18 protein-coding genes are annotated in these 21,543 nt (G+C 66.9%); 5 read left to right on the top strand and 13 right to left on the bottom strand.

Annotation, left to right across the window (positions count from 1 at the left end; genetic code table 11):
* Positions 1-5: 5 nt before the first annotated feature.
* Positions 6-278, bottom strand: a complete 273-nt coding sequence (locus HZI36_RS21200; RefSeq protein WP_179404626.1) for an AbrB/MazE/SpoVT family DNA-binding domain-containing protein — start codon at positions 276-278, stop codon at positions 6-8.
* 535 nt (positions 279-813) lie between these two features.
* Here HZI36_RS21200 and HZI36_RS21205 point away from each other — a divergent pair.
* The gene (locus HZI36_RS21205; RefSeq protein WP_179404627.1) at positions 814-2,040 is read left to right on the top strand and encodes a cyanate transporter; all 1,227 of its coding nucleotides are present in this window, start codon (positions 814-816) and stop codon (positions 2,038-2,040) included.
* A gap of 169 nt (positions 2,041-2,209) precedes the next feature.
* Entirely contained in the window at positions 2,210-2,980 is a 771-nt protein-coding gene (locus HZI36_RS21210; protein ID WP_179404628.1) for an ABC transporter substrate-binding protein, read from the top strand.
* Here the strand turns inward: HZI36_RS21210 and HZI36_RS21215 are convergent.
* From HZI36_RS21215 to HZI36_RS21250, 8 genes are all read right to left on the bottom strand, one after another.
* Positions 2,971-3,414 (bottom strand): amidase family protein, encoded by a 444-nt coding sequence (locus HZI36_RS21215; RefSeq protein WP_343050341.1) that lies wholly within the window; start codon positions 3,412-3,414, stop codon positions 2,971-2,973. The two genes, HZI36_RS21210 and HZI36_RS21215, sit on opposite strands and share 10 nt — an antisense overlap.
* 4 nt (positions 3,415-3,418) lie before the next feature.
* A complete protein-coding gene (locus HZI36_RS21220) occupies positions 3,419-4,642 on the bottom strand; it encodes an alkaline phosphatase family protein (protein WP_179404630.1) in 1,224 nt (407 codons plus the stop codon).
* Positions 4,643-4,820: 178 nt separating this feature from the next.
* Positions 4,821-5,387 carry a polyhydroxyalkanoate synthesis repressor PhaR gene (phaR, locus tag HZI36_RS21225; RefSeq protein ID WP_179404631.1) on the bottom strand — a complete coding sequence of 189 codons (567 nt, stop codon included), beginning with the start codon at positions 5,385-5,387 and terminating at the stop codon, positions 4,821-4,823.
* A gap of 116 nt (positions 5,388-5,503) precedes the next feature.
* On the bottom strand, positions 5,504-6,244 hold the full coding sequence (locus HZI36_RS21230) for a 3-ketoacyl-ACP reductase (protein WP_179404632.1): 741 nt from the start codon (positions 6,242-6,244) through the stop codon (positions 5,504-5,506).
* Positions 6,245-6,352: 108 nt separating this feature from the next.
* Positions 6,353-7,534, bottom strand: coding sequence for an acetyl-CoA C-acetyltransferase (locus tag HZI36_RS21235; RefSeq protein WP_179404633.1), 1,182 nt, complete (start codon positions 7,532-7,534; stop codon positions 6,353-6,355).
* Positions 7,535-7,651: 117 nt separating this feature from the next.
* Positions 7,652-9,541 (bottom strand): class I poly(R)-hydroxyalkanoic acid synthase, encoded by a 1,890-nt coding sequence (phaC, locus tag HZI36_RS21240; protein WP_179404634.1) that lies wholly within the window; start codon positions 9,539-9,541, stop codon positions 7,652-7,654.
* 353 nt (positions 9,542-9,894) lie between these two features.
* Positions 9,895-10,746, bottom strand: coding sequence for a peptidoglycan editing factor PgeF (gene pgeF, locus HZI36_RS21245; RefSeq protein ID WP_179404635.1), 852 nt, complete (start codon positions 10,744-10,746; stop codon positions 9,895-9,897).
* A 6-nt stretch (positions 10,747-10,752) separates the two neighbouring features.
* On the bottom strand, positions 10,753-11,991 hold the full coding sequence (locus HZI36_RS21250; protein ID WP_179404636.1) for an RluA family pseudouridine synthase: 1,239 nt from the start codon (positions 11,989-11,991) through the stop codon (positions 10,753-10,755).
* A gap of 41 nt (positions 11,992-12,032) precedes the next feature.
* Here HZI36_RS21250 and HZI36_RS21255 point away from each other — a divergent pair, with 41 nt between their 5' ends.
* Positions 12,033-12,857 carry an outer membrane protein assembly factor BamD gene (locus HZI36_RS21255; RefSeq protein WP_179404637.1) on the top strand — a complete coding sequence of 275 codons (825 nt, stop codon included), beginning with the start codon at positions 12,033-12,035 and terminating at the stop codon, positions 12,855-12,857.
* A 119-nt stretch (positions 12,858-12,976) separates the two neighbouring features.
* On the opposite strand, the gene yoaA is transcribed toward HZI36_RS21255, so the two are convergent.
* From yoaA to HZI36_RS21270, 3 genes are all read right to left on the bottom strand, one after another.
* The gene (gene yoaA / locus HZI36_RS21260) at positions 12,977-15,262 is read right to left on the bottom strand and encodes a DNA repair helicase YoaA (protein ID WP_179404638.1); all 2,286 of its coding nucleotides are present in this window, start codon (positions 15,260-15,262) and stop codon (positions 12,977-12,979) included.
* A 57-nt stretch (positions 15,263-15,319) separates the two neighbouring features.
* Positions 15,320-15,535, bottom strand: a complete 216-nt coding sequence (locus tag HZI36_RS21265; RefSeq protein ID WP_179404639.1) for an HP1242/YdcH family protein — start codon at positions 15,533-15,535, stop codon at positions 15,320-15,322.
* A gap of 80 nt (positions 15,536-15,615) precedes the next feature.
* Entirely contained in the window at positions 15,616-16,371 is a 756-nt protein-coding gene (locus HZI36_RS21270) for a hypothetical protein (RefSeq protein WP_179404640.1), read from the bottom strand.
* 133 nt (positions 16,372-16,504) lie between these two features.
* Between HZI36_RS21270 and HZI36_RS21275 the strand changes: the two genes are divergently transcribed.
* Together HZI36_RS21275 and HZI36_RS21280 are read left to right on the top strand one after the other, a co-directional pair.
* A complete protein-coding gene (locus HZI36_RS21275; protein ID WP_179404641.1) occupies positions 16,505-18,841 on the top strand; it encodes a Tex family protein in 2,337 nt (778 codons plus the stop codon).
* A gap of 218 nt (positions 18,842-19,059) precedes the next feature.
* On the top strand, positions 19,060-19,533 hold the full coding sequence (locus tag HZI36_RS21280; RefSeq protein WP_179404642.1) for a terpene synthase family protein: 474 nt from the start codon (positions 19,060-19,062) through the stop codon (positions 19,531-19,533).
* Positions 19,534-19,598: 65 nt separating this feature from the next.
* Here HZI36_RS21280 and HZI36_RS21285 read toward each other — a convergent pair whose 3' ends face one another.
* Positions 19,599-21,491: a potassium transporter Kup gene (locus tag HZI36_RS21285; RefSeq protein WP_179404643.1), complete on the bottom strand. Its 1,893-nt coding sequence runs from the start codon at positions 21,489-21,491 to the stop codon at positions 19,599-19,601.
* Positions 21,492-21,543 lie beyond the last annotated feature (52 nt).

The raw sequence follows: 21,543 nt of genomic DNA on the forward strand, positions 1-21,543 counted from the left end.
CCGCGTCAGGTTTGCTCGTCCGGTCCTCCGAACTCACTGCCCTGCGGTTCGCCAAAGTCGATGATCGGATGCGCCTCGAGCTTTGCCTCGCGGAGCTGTTGCAAGTACCGCTCGCGAGAAAAGCGCTTGATGCCAACGTGCGCGAGAATTTGCACCCTGCCATCAACCACATGAATGTCGACTTCCTGTCCCTCCGCGAAATGCGCCTCTTGGGCGACGCTCGCCGGAATTCGAACCGCAAGACTGTTCCCCCAACGCTTGAGGGTTTGAACTGTCATCACGCGCTCCTTTTCGATCTATCCGTCATCTGCCTACAAAATTCGATTTTTCCAGCAATCTGCCGTAACTCGGCACTGCGTATCAACGCGTTGAAACATTGTAGAGACCGAAGCATAGCGTGTCAACGTCGTTGATACACCGCAAACCAGCCCCGGACTGCAGTTCATTCTCGCCGAAACCCATCGCATTTTTCACTGCACCGCAGTCGAATATTTAATTTTTAAATACCGCCCCAAGCACGTACCCTTTCCGCACGTCGCACCACGCACCGCCATTCAGCCCCTCAGCGAGCATCGCATGATCGATTCCGGAATACCGACGCCCATCGCGCCGCCCAACGCGTCGCATGCTTCCGCCTCGACAGCGGGCGTTGGCCATATGCGCAATCGCATCGGCAATATCGCGAACCGCATAGTTCGCGGGGTACCGGATCGCGTACGATCGTCCGATGGCGGGGGCCCCGTTCGTCTCGCCGGATTTGCCGCCTCCCGTTCAGGCCCGACGACGCCGTCGTCCAAGAAGAGGACTTAAACCATGTCCGACGCCACCACCGCACGCGCGACACGCGCCACGTCCGCGGCCAGCGTGTCGCCCGCCGCACTGGTCCTGCTGGTGCTGGTCGGCCTGAACCTGCGGCCGTTCCTCACGTCGGTCGGCCCCGTGCTGGATATCGTGCGCCGCGACATCGATCTGCCGTTCCGGTCCGCCGCGATGCTGACGACGCTGCCGTTCGTGCTGATGGGCGTCGTCGCGTTCGTCGGCTTCGGGCTCGCGCGCCGCATCGGCGAAAAGCACGCGCTGTTGGCCGCGCTGTCGCTGCTCGCGGTCGGCTGCGCACTGCGCGCGGTGACGCATGGCAGCGCGACGCTGATCGCCAGCGCCGGGGTCGCCGGCGCCGGCGTCGCGACGGTCCAGGCGCTGATGCCCGGCGTCGCGAAGCGCTGGTTTCCCAGCCGGATGCCGATGGCGATGGGGCTCTACTCGGCAGCGCTGGTCGGCGGCGGCGCGCTCGGCGCAGTCACGAGCCCGTGGCTCGCGAGCCATGTCGGCTGGCACTTCGCGCTCGCCGTCTGGGCAGTGCCCGCGCTCGGCGTGCTCGCGCTCTGGCGCAATGCCGCGCCGCACGGCGCCGACACCGTCGCGACCGGCGCCGCGCCGCCGTCGGTCTCGCGCTTCGCCGGCCGTCCGCGCGCATGGCAGCTCGCCGCGTATTTCGGTCTCGCGAACAGCGGCTATTCGAGCCTCGTCGCATGGCTGCCGTCCTTTTACCGGCAAATCGGCATGGACCTCCAGCAGAGCGGCAACCTGCTCGCGTGGATGGCGCTGTTCCAGGCGATCGCCGCGTTCCTGATGCCGATGCTCGCCCGCCGCTCCGACGACCGGCGCCCGGTTCTGTGGCTGGCCCTCGCGCTGCAGTGCGTCGGCTTCGCCGGCTTCGCGATGTTCCCGACGCTCGCGCCGTGGCTGTGGGTCGCGGTCGCGGGGCTCGGTCTCGGCGGCTTCTTCTCGCTGAGCCTGATCGTCACACTCGACCATCTGCCCAATCCTCACGACGCCGGCGCGCTGGCCGCGTTCGTGCAGGGCATCGGCTTCCCGATCGCCGCCGCCGGCCCCTGGCTGATCGGCTGGCTGCGCGATGCCGGCGGCAGCTTCACCACCGGGTGGCTGCTGCATCTGGCCGTCGCGCTCGCGATGGCCGGGCTGACCGCCGCTTTCTCGCCCGCGAGCTACCGCCGCAGCATGACACCCCGACACGCGTGACACGACGCACGCGGGATCCGCATTCCGGGCGCTAGACCGCTCAGGAATCGGACGGGCGCGCGCCCTTCATCGGCATGGAACCTTCCCGCCCGCCGCCGGCGAGCGGCGCCGTTGCGCCCGTCCGCGACATTCACATTCCAACGACACCCGTCATTCACAAGGAGACACCATGAACAAACTCGTACTCGCGCTCGCCGTCGCGCTGGCGTCCAGCGCCGGATATGCGAAGGACATGACCACCGTCCGCTTCGGCGTCGACCCGAGCTATGCGCCGTTCGAATCGAGGGCGACCGACGGCCAGCTCGTCGGCTTCGACATCGATCTCGGCAACGCGATCTGCGACCGGATGAAGGTCAAGTGCGTCTGGATCGAAAACGCATTCGACGGGATGATCCCGGCGCTGAAGGCGAGGAAGTTCGACGGGATCCTGTCGTCGATGAGCGTGACCGAAAAACGCGCGGAGCAGATCGCGTTCACCGACCCGATCGACAACGTGCTGCCCCGCCTCGTCGCGCGGCGCGGCTCGAACCTGCAGCCGACCGCTGAATCGCTGAAGGGCAAGAGCGTCGGCGTCGAGCAGGGTTCGACGCAGGAAGCCTACGCGCGCGCGTACTGGGAGCCGAAGGGCGTGATCCTCCGCACGTATCAGAATCAGGATCTCGTGTACGCGGATCTCGTCTCCGGCCGTCTCGACGCATCGCTGCAATCGTCGGTCCAGGCGGAACTCGGCTTCCTGAAGACCGCGAACGGCGCCAATTTCGAGTTTGCCGGTCCGACGCTGCGCGATCCGAAGACGCTCGGCGTCGGCGCCGCGATCGGCCTGCGCAAGGACGACAACGATCTGCGCGTGCAGATCAACAAGGCGCTCGCCGACATCATCAAGGACGGCACCTACCAGCGCATCGAGCGCAAGTACTTCTCGTTCGACATCTACAACTGACCTTCCGCCGGTTCCGGCCACGCCCGCTGCGCGGGGCGCATCCGCTCCCACGCGCGGGCCATCTGCAGCACGCCGAGATCGTCGAAACGGCGTCCCGCGATCTGCAGGCCGATCGGCATCCCGTCGGACGCGTACCCGCAGTTGATCGACGCGGCCGGCTGCTCGGAAAAGTTGAAGACGATCGTAAAGACGACCTGCTCGATCGGGCTCAGGCCTTCCTGCTCGACGTGCGTGTCCTCCGCGCCGAACGCGGGCCGCGGGAAGGTCGGCGACAGCACGAAATCGTAATCGCGCGTCGCCGCGATGGTCTGCGCGCGCAGCGCGATCGTCTGCGCGTACGCGTCGTAGATCTGCTCGCCGGTCGCGCCCGCGCTCGAATCGGCGAGATGGCGCACGATCGCGGATACCTTCGCGCGGCTCGCGGCCCACTTCACGCCATCACGGGTTCGTGAAGATGTCCGTGCCGAAGCCCTGCAACCCGGCCTGTCCCGCATAGCCGAGATGGCCGAGGCCGAAGATGTCCTCGACGCTCTTCAGCATCGCGTAGTGGTTGTACGGCACCGTCGACACCGTGCCCGGCTTGATGAACTTCGAGATCATCACCGCGCCGGTCCGGTCGCCGCCGAAGCTCTGCTTGGTCACCGTGAGCGTCATACCCTTGTACTTGAGCGTCGTTTTCTGCGGAAACGGCTCGAGATTCGGCCCCGGCTGCTGGCGGCAGCACGCGGTGCCGGTATACGTCAGCGCCTCGCCGCCGGGCGCCGGCGTCACCGACGCGTAGCTGCTCTCGTCGAAGTTGATGATCAACAGGCCATCCTGCCTGAACGCCGGCGACGACGTGATGAGCGGCACCCACTTCTGCAGGAACGTGTCGACGCTCGCCAGACCGCCGGGCTGGCCGTTCGCGCAAGGCGAATCGTGGCCGTCGCTGCACAGGTTCGGCGTGATCAGGTTGAAGTTCGCGGTCGTCGCGACCGACTGCAGGTCGGCCGTCATCCGGTCCAGGTTGACGACGTGCTGCCCGCAGTCCGGCGAGTCGATGATCGAGTGGAAATACATGAACGGATCGTGGCGCGTCGCGTACTGGTCGCCCAGCGGCACCGCCGCGCTCGGCGCCTGCGCCGCCTGCGTGAGATCGACGGTGTTCAGCGCCGGATGCCCGCAGGTCGCCGCCTCGCGGTTCGGGTCGTTGCCCATGTCCTCTTCGTAGCCCTTCCACGTGAGGCCGGCGGCCGTCAGCTGATCGGGCAGCGTCTTCACCGACGCCGGGTACACGCAGCCGGCGCCGATCGCCTGGCCGTCCGCCGTCATGCCCTTCAGCGCGACGTCCCGATAGGTCGGACAGTCGTTGTCCGTTTCCATCGTCGGCGACTGCCCGCTGATCATCGAGATGTAGTTGTCGAGGCTCACGTGCCCGGTGCCGTGGTACTGCTGCGCGAGCGCGCCCTGCGACGCGAGCGTCCGTGCGAGATACGGCGCCTTCGTGTTCGCGCCGAACGTCGTCGCGTAGTTCTCGTTTTCGAGCGTGATCACGAACACGTGATGGATCTGGCTCAGCCCCTGCGTCGTCGGGCCCGGCGACGAGCAGGCTGACATCGCGATTCCGACGATCGTCACGGCGACGACGGCAAGCAAGCGGCGCATCAACGTGCGTGACGACATGACCTTCTCCAGGTTGGGTCGCGCTCGACGCACACCGCGCCCGAAGCGGGCTTGCGCGCCATCGCGCGCCGCCGGCCGGCGACGCCACGCAACGGGCGAGAAACATCGAGCCGGCGAGCGCGAACGGCCCGCCTCATTCCGGCACGGCGCGCTTCGCCGCACCGCGCATGTCCCGGCGTTACTTCTTGTCCGGATCCGCCACGCCAGGCGGCTTGAACGGGAACGAGCTGAACATCGACTTCGCCTGGTTCTGCATCTGCTCCTGCATCTGCACGAACATGTTCTTCGACTGCTCGATATAGCTCGTCATCATCCCCTGCATCATCGGGGCCTGCATGTTCATGAACTGCGACCAGACTTCCGGATTCATCGCATTGGTCTCGTACAGGCTCTTCGACTGCTCGGCCAGCTTGTTCTGGATGTCGATGAACGCCTGGATGTTCTTTTCCAGATAGGTGCCCATCATCCCCTGCATCGCATGGCCGTAGAAGCGGATGATCTGCGACAGCATCGACGACGAGAACATCGGCACGCCGCCGCTTTCTTCCTCGAGAATGATCTGCAGGAGGATGCTGCGGGTCAGGTCTTCGTTCGATTTCGCATCGATGACCTTGAAATCCTCCTGATCGAGCACGAGCTGCTTCACGTCCGTCAACGTGATGTACGTGCTCGTTTCGGTATCGTATAGCCGGCGGTTCGGGTACTTCTTGATGAGCCGCTCGGCGGTTTTCTTTGTAGTGATCATGAAACGCCTTTACATGCCAGCGCAATGCAGTAACAAACCCCGTGGTCCGGCAGGCCGACCGCGGGGCGCTTCGAAACGCGGGCTCGCCCGGTGCGAGAGGAACCGGGCAGCCGGGGTCAGCCCATGTGCAGGCCGCCGTTCAGCGAGAAGTCCGCGCCCGTCGCGAAGCCGGCCTCGTTCGACGCGAGCCATGCGCAGATCGAGCCGATTTCGTCCGGCGTGCCGAGGCGGCGCACCGGAATCGTCGCGACGATCTTCTCGAGCACTTCCGGACGGATCGCCTTCACCATGTCCGTGCCGATGTAGCCCGGCGACACGGTGTTGACCGTCACGCCCTTCGTCGCGACTTCCTGCGCGAGCGCCATCGTGAAGCCGTGGATGCCGGCCTTCGCGGTCGAGTAGTTCGTCTGGCCGAACTGCCCCTTCTGGCCGTTCACCGACGAAATGTTGATGATGCGGCCAAAGCCGCGCTCGACCATCCCGTCGATCACCTGCTTCGTCACGTTGAACAGGCTCGTCAGGTTCGTGTCGATGACGGCCGTCCAGTCTTCGCTCGTCATCTTGCGGAACACGACGTCACGCGTGATGCCCGCGTTGTTGACGAGCACGTCGACCTCGCCGACTTCGGACTTGACCTTGTCGAACGCGACCTTCGTCGATTCCCAGTCGGCGACGTTGCCTTCCGACGCGACGAAATCGAAGCCGAGCGCCTTCTGGGCCTCGATCCATTTGACGCGGCGCGGCGAATTCGGGCCGCAGCCCGCGACGACCTTGAAGCCGTCCTTTGCCAGGCGCTGGCAAATGCTGGTGCCAATGCCACCCATACCGCCCGTTACGTAAGCAACTCGCTGAGTCATATACTCACTCCATTTACATTTTGATGAGAAGGGCCGAGCGGGCGACCTCTGACCTCACGAAGCGCCGGGCGGGCCCCGCAACAGGGCCCGCCCGGCGCCGAGAGACGATTACGGACGTTCGACGGCGAGCGCGACGCCCATGCCGCCGCCGATGCACAGCGACGCGAGACCGCGCTTCGCGTCGCGCTTTTGCATCTCGTACAGCAGCGTGACGAGAATCCGGCAGCCGGACGCGCCGATCGGGTGGCCGATCGCGATCGCGCCGCCGTTCACGTTCACCTTCGACGTGTCCCAGCCCATCTGCTGGTGGACCGCGAGCGCCTGCGCGGCGAACGCTTCGTTGATTTCCATCAGGTCGAGATCGCCCGGCGTCCAGCCCGCGCGCTCGAGGCAACGGCGCGACGCCGGCACCGGGCCCATGCCCATCACGCTCGGATCGAGGCCCGCGCTCGCGTACGCCTTGATGCGCGCGAGCGGCTTCAGGCCCAGCGCCTCGGCCTTCTTCGCCGACATCACGAGCACGGCAGCCGCGCCGTCGTTCAGGCCCGACGCGTTCGCGGCCGTCACGGTGCCTTCCTTCGTGAACGCCGGCTTCAGGCTCGAGAGCGATTCGGCCGTCACGCCGTGGCGCACGAACTCGTCGGTCGCGAAGCTGAGCGGATCGCCCTTGCGTTGCGGAATCAGGATCGGCACGATCTCGTCGTTGAAGCGGCCGGCCTTCTGCGCGGCTTCCGCCTTGTTCTGCGACAGCGCCGCGAACGCGTCCTGCGCTTCGCGCGTGATCCCGTATTCCTTCGCGACGTTCTCCGCGGTGATGCCCATGTGGTACTTGTTGTACACGTCCCACAGGCCGTCGACGATCATGCTGTCGATCAGTTTCGCGTCACCCATGCGGAAGCCGTCGCGCGAGCCCGGCAGCACGTGCGGCGCGGCGCTCATGTTCTCCTGGCCGCCCGCGATGACGATGTCCGCGTCGCCGGCGACGATCGCGTTCGCGGCGAGCATCACGGCCTTCAGGCCGGAGCCGCACACCTTGTTGATCGTCATCCCCGGCACGGCGCTCGGCAGCCCCGCCTTGATCACCGATTGACGCGCCGGGTTCTGGCCCGAACCCGCCGTCAGCACCTGACCCATGATCACTTCGCTGACCTGCTCCGGCTTCACGCCGCCGCGTTCGAGCACTGCCTTGATCACGGTCGCGCCGAGCTCGGGCGCGGCGATCTTCGCGAGCGAACCGCCGAATTTGCCGACCGCGGTACGGGCGGCCGATACGATCACTACGTCAGTCATTTCCCTGTCCTCCGGGCGCTCGCGACACGGCGCATCGCTTGCCTGCCCTGTTGATAAAATCTGCCGGGCGACGGACGGCACGTGCCGTCGCCCGAGTTCGTCTCTCTCTCTCGTCTGTCACTCGTGCTGCATCACGTAGCGGCCGGGCGCGGGCTCGATCACCGGGAATTGCTTCGAGCCCGGCGACGCGGGCGGCGCCACCTTGTCGCCGCCGTACTGGCCGAGCCACTCGAGCCATACCGGCCACCAGCTGCCCGGGTGCTCGGTCGCGCCGGCGAACCAGTCGTCGGGGTTCTCGGGCAGGCGGCCGGCGGCGGCGTAGGTCCAGTGACTACGCTTCTTCTTCGCGGGCGGGTTGATCACGCCGGCGATGTGGCCCGACGCGCCGAGCACGAACTTCAGCGGCCCGCTCAGGATCGACGTCGACGCGTACGCGCTCTTCCACGGCACGATGTGATCCTCGCGCGAAGCGTACAGGAAGGTCGGCACATCGATGCGCGACAGATCGACCGGCTCGCCGCACACGGTGACCGCATTCGGCACGCGCAGCTTGTTCTCGTGATACGTGTTCCGCAGATACCACGCGTACATCGGCCCGGGCAGGCTCGTCGAGTCGGCGTTCCAGTACAGCAGATCGAACGGCTGCGGCGTGCGGCCCTTCAGGTAGTTGTCGACGACGTAGTTCCAAACGAGATCGTTCGGCCGCAGGAACGAGAACGTGTTCGCGAACTCGATCCCGCGCATCAGCCCCGGCGGCGAGCCGTTCTTGCCGCCGATCGTCTGCTCGCGCATCTGCACGTGCGCCTCGTCGACGAACACGTCGAGAATTCCGGTGTCGGAGAAATCGAGCATCGCGGTGAGCAACGTCATCGACGCGACCGGGTGTTCGCCGCGCGCGGCGAGCACCGACAGCGCGGTCGCGAGCAGCGTGCCGCCGACGCAGAAACCGAGCGCATTGATCTGGTCATGCCCGCTGATCTGCTGAACCGCGTCGATCGCCGCGAACATCCCCTCGTTCATGTAGTCGTCCCAGGTCTTGTGCGCGACCGACATGTCGGCGCTGCGCCACGACACGAGGAACACCTGGTGGCCGGCCGCGAGCGCATGCGCGACGAGCGAGTTCTCCGGCTGCAGATCGAGGATGTAGAACTTGTTGATGCACGGCGGGACGATCAGGAACGGCCGCTCGTAGACGGTGTCCGTCGTCGGCTTGTACTGGATCAGCTGGATCAGGTCGTTCTCGTAGACGACCGAGCCCGCGGTGACCGCGAGATTCTTGCCGACCTCGAAGCGCGATTCGTCGGATTGCGAGATCTTGCCGCGCTGCAGATCGCCGAGCAGGTTCATCATCCCCTGCCGCAGGCTCTCGCCCTGCGATTCGAGAATCGACTTCTGCGCGTCGGGGTTCAGCGCGAGGAAGTTGCTCGGCGCGGCCGCGGCGGTCCACTGCTGGACCGTGAAGCGGATTCGCTCGCGCGTCTTCGGATCGGTCTCGAGCGCTTCCGCGAGTTCCTGCAGATAGCGCGCGTTGAGCAGATACCAGGCCGCGGCGAACGCATGCGCGGGCGAGGCCTTCCACGCGTCGCCGGCGAAGCGCTTGTCCTTCAGTTCCGGCGCCGTGAGCGACGCGCTCGTCGCCTGCTGCATCAGCGACACGCAGTCGCGCGAGTAGTCGGTCTGCAGCTTGCGCAGGCGCTCGGGCGAAACCGACGCGAGCGGCAGCTTCAAGCCCGCGAACGGCGACGCCGCGCCGGCGAAGTCACCCATCGCACCGATCGACGGCATCTTGAACGGAAATGATTGGGGGAACTGAAAAGTCACGAACGGGTTCGATGCGGCTGACGCGGCCGACGTGGCGGCAGCGCGAGCCGGATCGGCGAAGCCACGCCACGCTTTCAGCCAGGACTCGAACATCTGCTGCATCGGCTGGACCATCGGATCGATTGCCGGGCGGCCCGCGGAAGTGTCCGACTGAGCGGACTTCGATGAGTTTTTAGAGGCTGTCATTACTTGCCTTACCGGTGATTCCTGATCGTCAATCTTCGAATCCTGCTCGAGGCACGGCACGCCGGCCAGCGAGCCGGGCCGTCATGCTCCGGAGACGAGACTCCAGATTCTGCCGCAGTGCGGTATTTTTATCACTAGCGTTTTCCCCATGTGAAGCATCGCGTCAAACAAACGACATTTTCCACGCGAGGATAATCCCCCCGAGGCGCGCCGCACAAGGCCCCGCCCCCGAAGAAAATCATGCCATTACACTTGACTGGACGATTTTTCATTAGGCTGCGAATAATGCGTAGCGGCGCAACAAAATAGACGAAATAAATCGCCCCATATTGCAATCCCGCCATGCATCGTGTTCAGTCCGCCAGCCAGACGAACGCGGCCATGCGGCCCGTCACCCGGTCGCGCCGATACGAGTAGAAGCGCATGCGCTCCGTCGCCGTGCACGTGTCGCCGCCGCTCACGCGCGTGACACCCGCACGCAAGAGGCGCAGCCGCGCGAGCGCGTAAAGATCGGCGAGATACTTTCCGGGCGCGGCGTCGATCGCGACGAAAGCACGATTAGCCGCATCATGCTCCGACTGCGGGGCCGTGTCGAGAAATGCGTCGCGAACGTCCGTGCCAACCTCGAACGCGTGCGGGCCGATCGCCGGCCCGAGGTACGCGCAAAGCCCGTCGGCCGCCCCGCCCGCGAGCGCCGCGACGCGCGCGGCCGTCTGCTCGACGATGCCGGCCGCGAGGCCGCGCCAGCCCGCATGCGCGGCGCCGACCGCGCGCCCCTGCGCATCGCAGATCAGCACCGGCAGGCAGTCCGCGACCATCACGACGCACGGTGCGTTCGCCCGGTCGGTGACGCTCGCGTCCGCGCGCGGCGGCGGCGGCGCATGGCCGGCATCCGCGGCATGCGACGCGATCACGTCGTCGGCACGCACGATCTGCGCGCCGTGCACCTGCTCGAGCCACGCGGCGTCGGCCTGCCCGGCGAGCGCGAGCACGCGCGCGCGATTCTCGGCGACGTGCGCCGGATCGTCGCCCGTGTGCAGGCCGAGATTCATCCCGCCCGGCTGCTCGCCGCCGTCGTGCCAGCGGCCGTACGGGCCGCCGCTGACGCCGCCGTCGCGCGTCGTGATCAGCGCGCGCACGCGCGGCGACACCTGCCAGTCCGGCAGCACGCAGTCCCGCCACGTCAGCGGCGCCAGGTTCGTCATCGACACTCACTCCTCCTCGTCGTGCGGCGCGTCGTCGAGATACGCGTCGCCCCAATCGTCATCGCCGATGCCATCGGCATCGCCGTATTCAGCGTCATCGTATTGTGCGTCGTCGCGCCCGAAGCCGAGCGCGTCGACGAGCGCGGTCATGTCGTCCGGCAGCGCGCAGCGCCACCGCATCGCGCGGCCCGTGACCGGATGCACGAGCCCGAGCCGCCACGCATGCAGCGCCTGCCGCGCGAAGCCGCCGGGCAGCGGCGCGACCGAGCGCTTGCCGCGCGCGCGTCCGTACACCGGGTCGCCGAGCAGCGGATGCCCGATGTGCGCGCAATGCACACGGATCTGATGGGTGCGCCCGGTCTCGAGATCGCATTGAATCGCGGACACCGGCTGACCTTGCCACAAACATGTGTCAACTGTGCGGAAATGCGTGCGCGCGGGTTTGCCGGACGCGCCGGTCACGACCGCCATCCGCGTGCGCTCGCGCGGATCCCGGCCGATCGGCGCATCGATCGTGCCTTCGTCCGGCATGTTGCCCCAGACGAGCGCGAAGTAGCGGCGCTTCACGGTACGCGCCTGCAACTGGCGCACGAGATCGGTCTGTGCCGCGAGCGTGCGCGCGACCACCATCAGGCCCGACGTCTCCTTGTCGAGCCGGTGCACGATCCCCGCGCGCGGCAGCCCGGCGGCCGCGTCGCCGTAGCGGTGCAGCAGCCCGTTCAGGATCGTGCCGCTCCAGTTGCCGGCGGCCGGATGCACGACGCGCCCGGCCGGCTTGTCGATCACGACGAGCGCATCGTCCTCGTAGACGACCTCGAGCGGCACCGGATCCGGCGTGAACGCGAGCTGCTCGGGCAGCAGGTCGGGCACGAGCTCGATCGTCGCGCCCAGCGGCACCGGCTGGCGGATCTTCGCGGGCGCGCCGTCGACACGCACGCGCTGCGCCTCGATCCAGCTCTGCAGCCGGCTGCGGGAGAATTCGGGGAAAAGCTGCGCGAGCGCCTTGTCGAGACGCTCGCCGGCGAGCGCGGCGGGCACGTCGACGACGCGCGGCGTGGCGCCGCCCGACGCATCGACGCCCGGCACATCGCCGGCAGACTGCGGCACGGGCGCGTGTAACGCATCGTCGGTCAGATCATCGTCGAGCGAATCGCCGGGCGGAGCGTCGGCGGGCTGGTCGCTTGGGCTATAATCGTCGCGATTTGACGTGCCCTTCCGGGCACGCAACGAACTTGAACGGGTCATTTAGACTGGGTCACCGAGACTTGAAGCTAGGACATGCGAGCATGATGAATTCGACCAAACGCGCGGCAAGAACCGTAGCCGTCCGGGTTGCGCTGGCCGCGGCCGCCGCCCTCATCGCGGGCTGCCACGGCTTGCCGCAGAAACAGGACGAGACGGTCGCCTGGTCGAACAACAAATTATACTCAGAGGCTCAGGATGCGCTGACGAGCGGCGACTGGAGCAAGTGCGCGAAATATTTCGAGTCGCTGCAGGGTCGCGATCCGTTCGGCCAGTTCGCGCAGCAGGCGCAGATCAACGTCGCGTACTGCGACTGGAAGGACAACGAAACCGCGGCCGCCGACCAGGCAATCGATCGCTTCATCCAGCTCCACCCGGATCATCCGGACATCTCGTACGCGTACTACCTGAAGGGGATGATCCACTTCAACGACGATCTCGGCCTGTTCGGGCGCTTCTCCGGCCAGGACATGAGCGAGCGCGATCCGCAGTCGCTGCGCGAGTCGTACGACGCGTTCAAGACCGTCGTCGACAAATATCCGAAGAGCAAGTACGCGCCGGACGCCGCCGCGCGGATGCGCTACATCGTGAACGCGCTCGCGTCGCACGAGGTGCATGCGGCCGACTACTACTATCGTCGCGGCGCGTACGTCGCCGCGATCAATCGCGCGCAGTCCGCGATCCAGCAGTTCAAGGGGGCGCCCGCGATCGAGGACGCGCTGCACATCATGATCCTGTCGTACCAGAAGCTGAACGAACCGCAGCTCGCCGAGGATACGAAGCGCGTGCTCGCGGGCACGTTCCCGGACAGCCCGTACATCACCGGCCACGCGCGGCCGGGCACGAAGAAGGCGTGGTGGCAGTTCTGAGCGGCACGCGCTTTATCCGATAAAAAAACCCGGCATGCATGCCGGGTTTTTTTATCGATCGCGCGGCCTTCGACGCGCGCCAAGGGCACGCGCGAAGAACACACGCGAAGATCACACGCTCAAGGCACGCGCCGGTCCGCGCGATGCTCGGCAAAAAATTCCTCGACGACCTCGATCTCGCGCGTGCGCTTGAACGGCGGCAGGCTCTGCCAGATCCGCCGCCCGTAAGGCTTGTCGACGAGCCGCGTGTCGCAGATCATCAGCACGCCGCGGTCGGTCTCCGCGCGAATCAGCCGGCCCGCGCCCTGCTTCAGCGTGATCACCGCCTGCGGCAGCTGATGCACCGCGAACGGGCTCAGACCCTTCTTCGCAAGCGCATCGAGCCGGGCGGCGAGCACCGGATCGTCGGGCGGCGCGAACGGCAGCTTGTCGATCACGACGAGCGACAGCGCGTCGCCGCGCACGTCGACGCCCTCCCAGAAGCTCTGGCTGCCGACGAGGATCGCGTTGCCGTACGCACGGAAGCGGTCGAGCAGCTCGGTGCGGCTCGCGTCGCCCTGCACGAGGAGCGGCGTGTTCCAGCCGCGCGCGTCGATCACGTCGCGCAGCTTCGCGGCGATCCGGTCGACCGCGCGCAGCGTCGTGCACAGCATGAACACGCCGCCGCCGGACGCCTCGATCGCCGGCAGCGCGGCATCGAACACCGCGTCGGTGAACGCCGGCGACGACGGCTGCGGCAGATTGCGCGGCACATACAGCAGCCCTTGCGTCTGGTAGTCGAACGGGCTCGCGAGCGTCATCGAGCGGCGCGAGCTGAGGCCCATCTGCGCCGCGTAGTGCGTGAAATCGCCGCGCACCGACAGCGTCGCCGACGTGAAGATCCACGCGCGCGGCACGCCCGCTCGCTGCTTCGCGAAGATCGGCGCGACGGACAGCGGCGTCTCGTGAAGTTGCACCGTATGCGAGAACACCTCGACCCAGCGCACCCGCTCGTTCTGATCGTCGCCAACGGCCGCCGCATCGGTGCCGCCCGCCGGCTTCCCGGCTTTTTTCTCCGACGGCTTCCCGGTCGACTTCTCGGCCAACTTCGCGGCGCCATCGGGCACGACCCAGCCCGCGAGCAGATCCTGCAGCTCGCGCGCGCGCCGCAGGCACGCGCCGAGCGATTCTGCGCGCTCCGCCTGGCTCGCGAGCGCGCTCGCGAGCGCGTCGAGCGCCGCCTCGAGCCCGTCGAGCGCGCCGAACAGCGGATGATCGTCACCGAGCTGCGCGAGCGACATGCGCACGATCGTGTCGTCGGCGAACGCGAGCCGCACATCGCGCGCCGCCCGCTCGAGCGCGCCGCCGAGCTTCACCCACTCGACCGCGTCGCGCGCATGGCTCAGGCCCTCCGCGACCGAATCGCGCGCGAGCTCGAGGATCTGCGTCGTCGACAGCGTCTCGCCGAAGAACAGCGTCGCCGTCTCCGGAAGCTGATGCGCTTCGTCGAATACGATCGTGTTCGCGGTCGGCAGCAGTTCGGCCATCCCGGTGTCGCGCAGCATGATGTCCGCGAAGAACAGGTGGTGATTGACGACGACGATGTCCGCCTGCTGCGCCTCGCGGCGCGCCTGCATCACGAAGCACTCCTTGTAATGCGGGCACTCCTGGCCGAGGCAGTTGTCGCGCGTCGACGTGACCATCGACCAGACGGGCGCGTTCTCCGGCACGCTCGCGAGCTCGGCCTTGTCGCCGCTTCTCGTGATCTTCGCGAAGCGGACGATCTCCTGCAGATACGCGGTGTCCTGGCGCGACGGCAGCCGGCCGTTGTCCGCGGTGCGCTGCAGGTAGTAATGACACAGATAGTTCGCGCGGCCCTTCAGCATCGCGACCGTCACCGGCACCGCGAGCGCGTCGCGCACGGTCGGGATGTCGCGCTGGAACAGCTGATCCTGCAGATGCTTCGTGCCGGTCGACACGATCACCTTGCCGCCCCACAGCATCGCGGGCACCAGGTACGCGTACGTCTTCCCGGTGCCGGTGCCGGCCTCGACGATCAGCGTGTTGTCGCCCGCGTCGTCGCCCGACGGCGCGGCCTGTTCGGGCGTCTCGGCCGCGTCGGCCGCATCGGCGCCGCCGCCCAGGCGTCGCGCCGGACGCTTGCGCGTATCGAAGATCTCGGGCTCGGGCAGGCTTCGCGCGGACGCCTCCATCGCAGCGGCGACCGCGCGCGCCATCTCGATCTGCGAGGCGCGCGGCCGATAGCCGTCGAGCGCGCGCGCGAACAGGCCGCCGTCGCCGAAGATCGTGTCGAGCTCGTCGACGCGCTTCCTGCTCGGCGCATGAGCGGATTCGGGCGCACGAACACGCCCGGCGGACGCGTCGTCCGGCCGGGCATCGGGTGTGGCTTCAAGCGGTGAATTCAAGGCAAGCGATTCCTGTGTCCAGCGCCCGTCGCGGCGCCGGCGCTTGCCAGGCCGCGCTCAGGCGCGCTTATCCGGTTCGAGCTGCGACTGCAGCATGATGATCTTGTCTTTGGCCAGCAGCTTTTCCTTCTTGAGCCTGTGCAGCGTGATGTCGTCGATGTCGGAACGCCCTTCCTTCAGCTCGATTTCTCGCGCAAGCTGATTGTGATGCTCCTCCAATGCAGCCAAACGGTTGTGCAATTCCTGCTGCTGGTCCGCATGACGGTTTTGCATACTCGCCTCCTCATCGAAACGGCACGCCTGCATCGACGCCGGCGCGCCCGAGATTGCTTGTCGATCAACCTGCCGACTCGTTACTGCCCTTGCTGCTGTTGCTGCTGCTTCGCCTTTTCGGCCGCATCCTTCTGGCGCTGCTCGACATCGGCCTTGTGCTGCGTGGCCTGCCGCTGCTTGTCGTTGAAGCGCTCGACATTGTTCGCGCGCTCCTGCGCCTTCTGCGCGGCCTGCTGGTGCGCATCGTCGAGCTTGCGCTGGAAATCGGCCTGCTTCCGGTCGTACGCCTGCCGGCTCGCCGCGTGCTGCGGCGCGTCCGCGCCGCGCTGCGCCTGCTTCAGCGCGCTCTGCTGTTGCTTGTCGCGATAAGCGGCCGCATTCGCCGCCTCGTTCGCCGCGCGCTGCGGCGCCTGCGCGGCGTCCTGCGCCTGCTTCAGCGCGATCTGCTCGTCGCGGCGCTGCGCGTGCGCCGCGCGCGCCTCGTCGTCGAGCGCGAGCTGCTCGTGCGAAATGCGCGTGCGCTCGTCGCGCATCTGCTCACGCGCATTGTCGAGACAATGGTTGACGAAAAATTTGCCGTAGCAGTCGTGCTGAGCCACCGCATAACGATAATCGTTTTCCGCGGCACGCTGATCGAGCACTTTTTGGCGGGCGGCGAAATTCTGATCGACCGCGGCCGCATCGGACGCGGCATCGGGCACCGAAGCGGCAACGGCATCCGGCGCCTGCGCGCGCACGCCGGACGGCCCGAGCGACAAAGCCGCGACGAGCGCTGCGCCGAGCGCGACGAGAGGAAAGCGGGAGATTGGCAACGTCATAGGAAAGCTGCGGGACATGCGTCAAATTCTATCACCGTGCGGATGGGGGCTCCGCCATTTATGGCAAAATGCCCCGCTTCATTCACCCGCGACGCCGTGCACGCAGCCTGGCCGGCGGCGCGACATTGCGACGCAGACGCACATCAACGACATGACGGACACCGTAGCACTCAAGATCGTACAGCGCATCGCGACCGAACTGACCGTGCAGCCGCGCCAGGTCGCGGCGGCCGTGCAACTCCTCGACGAGGGCGCGACCGTTCCGTTCATTGCCCGGTACCGGAAGGAAGTCACCGGCAATCTCGACGACACGCAGCTCCGGCAGCTCGAAGAGCGCCTGCTGTATCTGCGCGAGCTCGAGGAGCGCCGCGCGACGATCGTCGCGAGCATCGACGAACAGGGCAAGCTGACCGACGAGCTGCGCGCCGCGATCGACGCCGCCGACAGCAAGCAGGTGCTCGAAGACCTTTATCTGCCGTACAAGCCGAAGCGCCGCACGCGCGCGCAGATCGCCCGCGAGGCCGGCCTCGAGCCGCTCGCGCACGCGCTGCTCGGCAACCCGATGCTCGATCCGCAGGCCGAGGCCGCCGCGTACGTGGACGCCGGGAAAGGCGTCGCCGACGTGAAGGCCGCGCTCGACGGTGCGCGCGACATTCTGTCCGAGCAGTTCGGCGAAACGGCCGAGCTGCTCGGCAAGCTGCGCGACTATCTGCAGAGTCAGGGCGTCGTGTCGTCGGCGGTCGTCGAAGGAAAGGAAAACGAGGAAGGCGAGAAATTCCGCGACTATTACGACTACGCGGAAACGATCCGGACCGTGCCGTCGCACCGCGCGCTCGCGCTGTTCCGCGGCCGCAACGCCGGGGTGCTGACGGTCAAGCTCGGGCTCGGCGAAGAGCTCGACGCGCAGGTGCCGCATCCGGGCGAAGCGATGATCGCGCGCCATTTCGGGATCGCGAACCAGGGCCGTCCGGCGGACAAGTGGCTGTCCGACGTGTGCCGCTGGTGCTGGCGCGTGAAGGTGCAGCCGCACATCGAGAACGAGCTGCTCACGCAACTGCGCGAGAGCGCCGAGCACGAGGCGATCCGCGTGTTCGCGCGCAACCTGAAGGACCTGCTGCTCGCCGCTCCGGCCGGCCCGAAGGCCGTGATCGGTCTCGACCCCGGCCTGCGCACCGGCGTGAAGGTCGCGGTCGTCGACCGTACCGGGAAAGTGCTCGCGACCGACACGATCTACCCGCACGAGCCGCGCCGCGACTGGGACGGTTCGATCGCGAAGCTCGCGCGCATCGCCGCGGCGACGCAGGCCGAGCTCATCAGCATCGGCAACGGCACCGCATCGCGCGAAACCGACAAGCTCGCGAGCGAGCTGATCGCGAAGCATCCGGATCTGCGGCTGCAGAAGATCGTCGTATCGGAGGCCGGCGCGTCGGTCTATTCGGCATCCGAGCTCGCCGCGAAGGAATTCCCGGAGCTCGACGTGACGCTGCGCGGCGCTGTGTCGATCGCGCGCCGCCTGCAGGATCCGCTCGCGGAGCTCGTGAAGATCGAGCCGAAGGCGATCGGCGTCGGCCAGTATCAGCACGACGTGAACCAGCGCGAGCTCGCGCGCTCGCTCGACGCGGTCGTCGAGGATTGCGTGAACGCGGTCGGCGTCGACGCGAACACCGCGTCGGCCCCGCTGCTCGCGCGCGTGTCGGGCCTCAATGCGACGCTCGCGCGCAACATCGTCGACTATCGCGACGCGAACGGCCCGTTCCCGTCGCGCGAGCATCTGCGCCGCGTGCCGCGCCTGGGCGACAAGACGTTCGAGCAGGCCGCCGGCTTCCTGCGGATCAACGGCGGCGAGAACCCGCTCGACCGCTCGTCGGTGCACCCGGAGGCGTATCCGGTCGTCGAGCGGATTCTCGCGAAGGTCAAGAAACGCATCGACGACGTGCTCGGCAGCCGCGACGCGCTCGCGGGCCTGTCGCCGGCCGAATTCGTCGACGAACGCTTCGGGCTGCCGACCGTGCGCGACATCCTCGCCGAGCTCGAGAAGCCGGGCCGCGATCCGCGCCCCGAATTCAAGACCGCGACGTTCCGCGACGGAGTCGAGAAGGTGTCGGATCTCGTGCCGGGGATGATCCTCGAAGGCGTCGTGACAAACGTCGCGGCGTTCGGCGCGTTCGTCGACATCGGCGTGCATCAGGACGGGCTCGTCCACGTCTCCGCGATGTCGACGAAATTCATCAAGGATCCTCACGAAGTCGTGAAGGCCGGTCAGGTCGTCAAGGTGAAGGTGCTCGACGTCGACGTGAAGCGCCAGCGGGTCGCGCTGACGATGCGCCTCGACGACGACGCGTCCGCCGGCCCCACCGCGCGCGGCGGCGCGCAGCAGGAGCGCGGCGGCGCGGGCCGCGGCGCCGGACGTGGTGCGGGCCCCGGCCGCTCACGCGAGCCGGAGCCGGCCGGCGCGATGGCCGCGGCGTTCGCGAAGCTCAAGCGCTGAGCGAACCACCGGCAAGCTGCTGCCAAGCCGTCCCACGAAAACCCGCCCTTCCCGGCGGGTTTTTCTTTTTAACCTCGGGGTGCGACGTCATCTTCGACAGGATGAAAATGGGACAAATTTATTTCGCCGTCATTCCATTATTCCGTTATTGAGCCGCGATATAAAACAATCGATCATTCCGCATCGAAATTCTTGACGGCATAAATCCAGCACATAAAATGATCCATCAAAGCGAGCTCGCGGGCTGCCCACCGACGGCCCGCCACGGGCGCCCGGCCAGTGATCCTGGGCTCGGCGCCGTCGCGCCGGACGTGTTCCACCGCGCGGACGTGCAGGCGCTGTGCCGTCACGCGAACAATATCGTCTGCTGGAGCAACGACATCCAGAGCCTGGGCGTCGAGGCGCGCCAGCCGGGCCAGTTCAGGAACATGGTGGTGATTCACGCGTCGCTCGGCCACACGCTGCAGGAAAGCGTCGACTACACGGCCGCGCGCGTACGCGCCGAGATCGATGCATTCGTGCGGCGCGCCGATGCGCTGATGCCGCTCGCCGACGCCCGTCTGCTCGGCCTCGTCGACGGATTCAAATTCTGGATACGCGGCTATCTGGATTGGGTCGCGATGGATACGCAGCGCTATGCGGCCGCGTTCGCCGCGGACGACGCCGACGATCGCGGACTCATCGTGAACTGATCGCCGACTGATCACGCTGCCGGCGGATACGGCGCGCGGCTGAGCAGCCGGCGCCACGCGCCGCGTCAGATCTCGATCTTCGTGCCGAGCTCGACGACGCGGTTCGCCGGAATCTCGAAGAAGTCGGTCGGCTTCGCCGCGTTCTGGTGCATCCACGCGAACACGCGCTCGCGCCAGATCGACATGCCCGGAAGCTGCGTCGGCACGACCGTCTCGCGCGCGAGGAAGAACGACGTGTCCATCAACTCGAACGTCATGTCGTGCGTGCGGCCGAACTCCTCGAGCACGGCCTTCACGTCCGGCGTCTCGTTGAAGCCGTACTGGGCCTTCACGACGTAGAGGCCGCTACCGACGTCGCGCACGGCCATCCGCTGGTCGTCGCGCACGTACGGGATGTCGCGCGTGACGAACGTCATGAAGATCGTCCGCTCGTGCAGCACCTTGTTGTGCTTCAGGTTGTGCAGCAGGCTGACGGGCACCAGCGTGTCGTTGCCGGTCAGGTAGATCGCGGTGCCCGACACGCGATGCGGCGGGTGCGCGAGCAGCCCCTGCAGGAACGGCTCGAGCGGAATACCGTCGGCGGCGGTGCGCTCCTTGACGATATGGCGCCCCTTGTACCAGGTCATCAACAGGAAGAACAGCAGCGCGCCGATCCCGAGCGGCAGCCAGCCACCCTGCGCGACCTTCAGCAGGTTCGCGCCGAAGAAGCCGAGATCGATCGCCATGAACACCGTGATCACGGCCCCGACCATCAGCTTGTTCCAGTTCCACACCTTGACCATCACGACGCACGCGAGCACGGTCGTGATCACCATCGTCGCGGTCACCGCGATGCCGTACGCGGCGCCGAGCGCGTCGGAGCTCTTGAAGCCGAGCACGATGCAGAGGATCACGAACAGCAGCAGCCAGTTCACGACCGGCACGTAGATCTGGCCGATCGCGAGCTCGGACGTGTGCAGCACCTTCATCCGCGGCACGTAGCCGAGCTGGATCGCCTGCGACGTCAGCGAGTACGCGCCCGAGATCACCGCCTGCGACGCGATCACGGTCGCGACCGTCGACAGCACGACGAGCGGCAGCAGCCCCCAGTCGGGCGCGAGCAGGAAGAACGGGTTCTCGATCGCCTTCGGGTTGGCGATCAGCAGCGCGCCCTGCCCGAAATAGTTGAGGACCAGCGACGGGATCACGAGCACGTACGCGGCGAGGCGAATCGGCTTCGCGCCGAAGTGGCCCATGTCCGCGTACAGCGCTTCCGCGCCGGTCAGCACGAGCACGACCGAGCCGAGCACGACGTAGGCCTGCAGCAGGTGCGCGGCCATGAACGACACCGCGTAGTACGGATTGATCGCCTGGACGATCGTCGGCACCTGCGCGATGTGATAGACGCCGAGCACCGCGAGCACGACGAACCACACCACCATGATCGGGCCGAACAGCTTGCCGACCGTCGCGGTGCCGTGGCGCTGGATCCAGAACAGCGCGATCAGGATCACGATCGTGATCGGCATCACCAGTTCGGCCATCTTCGGTGCCGCGAGCTCGAGCCCCTCGACCGCCGACAGCACCGAGATCGCGGGCGTGATCACCGCGTCGCCGTAGAACATGCACGCGCCGAAGATCCCGAGCGCCATCAGCGCGCCGGCGAATTTCGATCTCGAATCGAACGGCCGCAGCGCCAGCGCCATCAGCGCGAGCACGCCGCCCTCGCCGCTGTTGTCGGCGCGCATCACGAACAGCAGATACTTGACGCCCACCACCATCACGATCGCCCAGAACAGCAGCGACGTGACGCCGAGGATCGAGTGTTGCGTGAGAGGAATACCGTGCGCGGGGCTGAACGCTTCTCTCAGCGAATACAGCGGGCTCGTGCCGATGTCGCCGAACACGACGCCGATCGCAGCGATCGCGAGTGCCTGCAGCGAGTGTTGTTGAGCATGCGCTTGATTCGTATCAGTCATAAGCAGCGAAACCATCCGTTCCGGGGTCGGGCAAAACGAGCGCTATTCTACC

The organism is Burkholderia guangdongensis, assembly GCF_013403875.1.
Lineage (GTDB): Bacteria > Pseudomonadota > Gammaproteobacteria > Burkholderiales > Burkholderiaceae > Burkholderia > Burkholderia guangdongensis.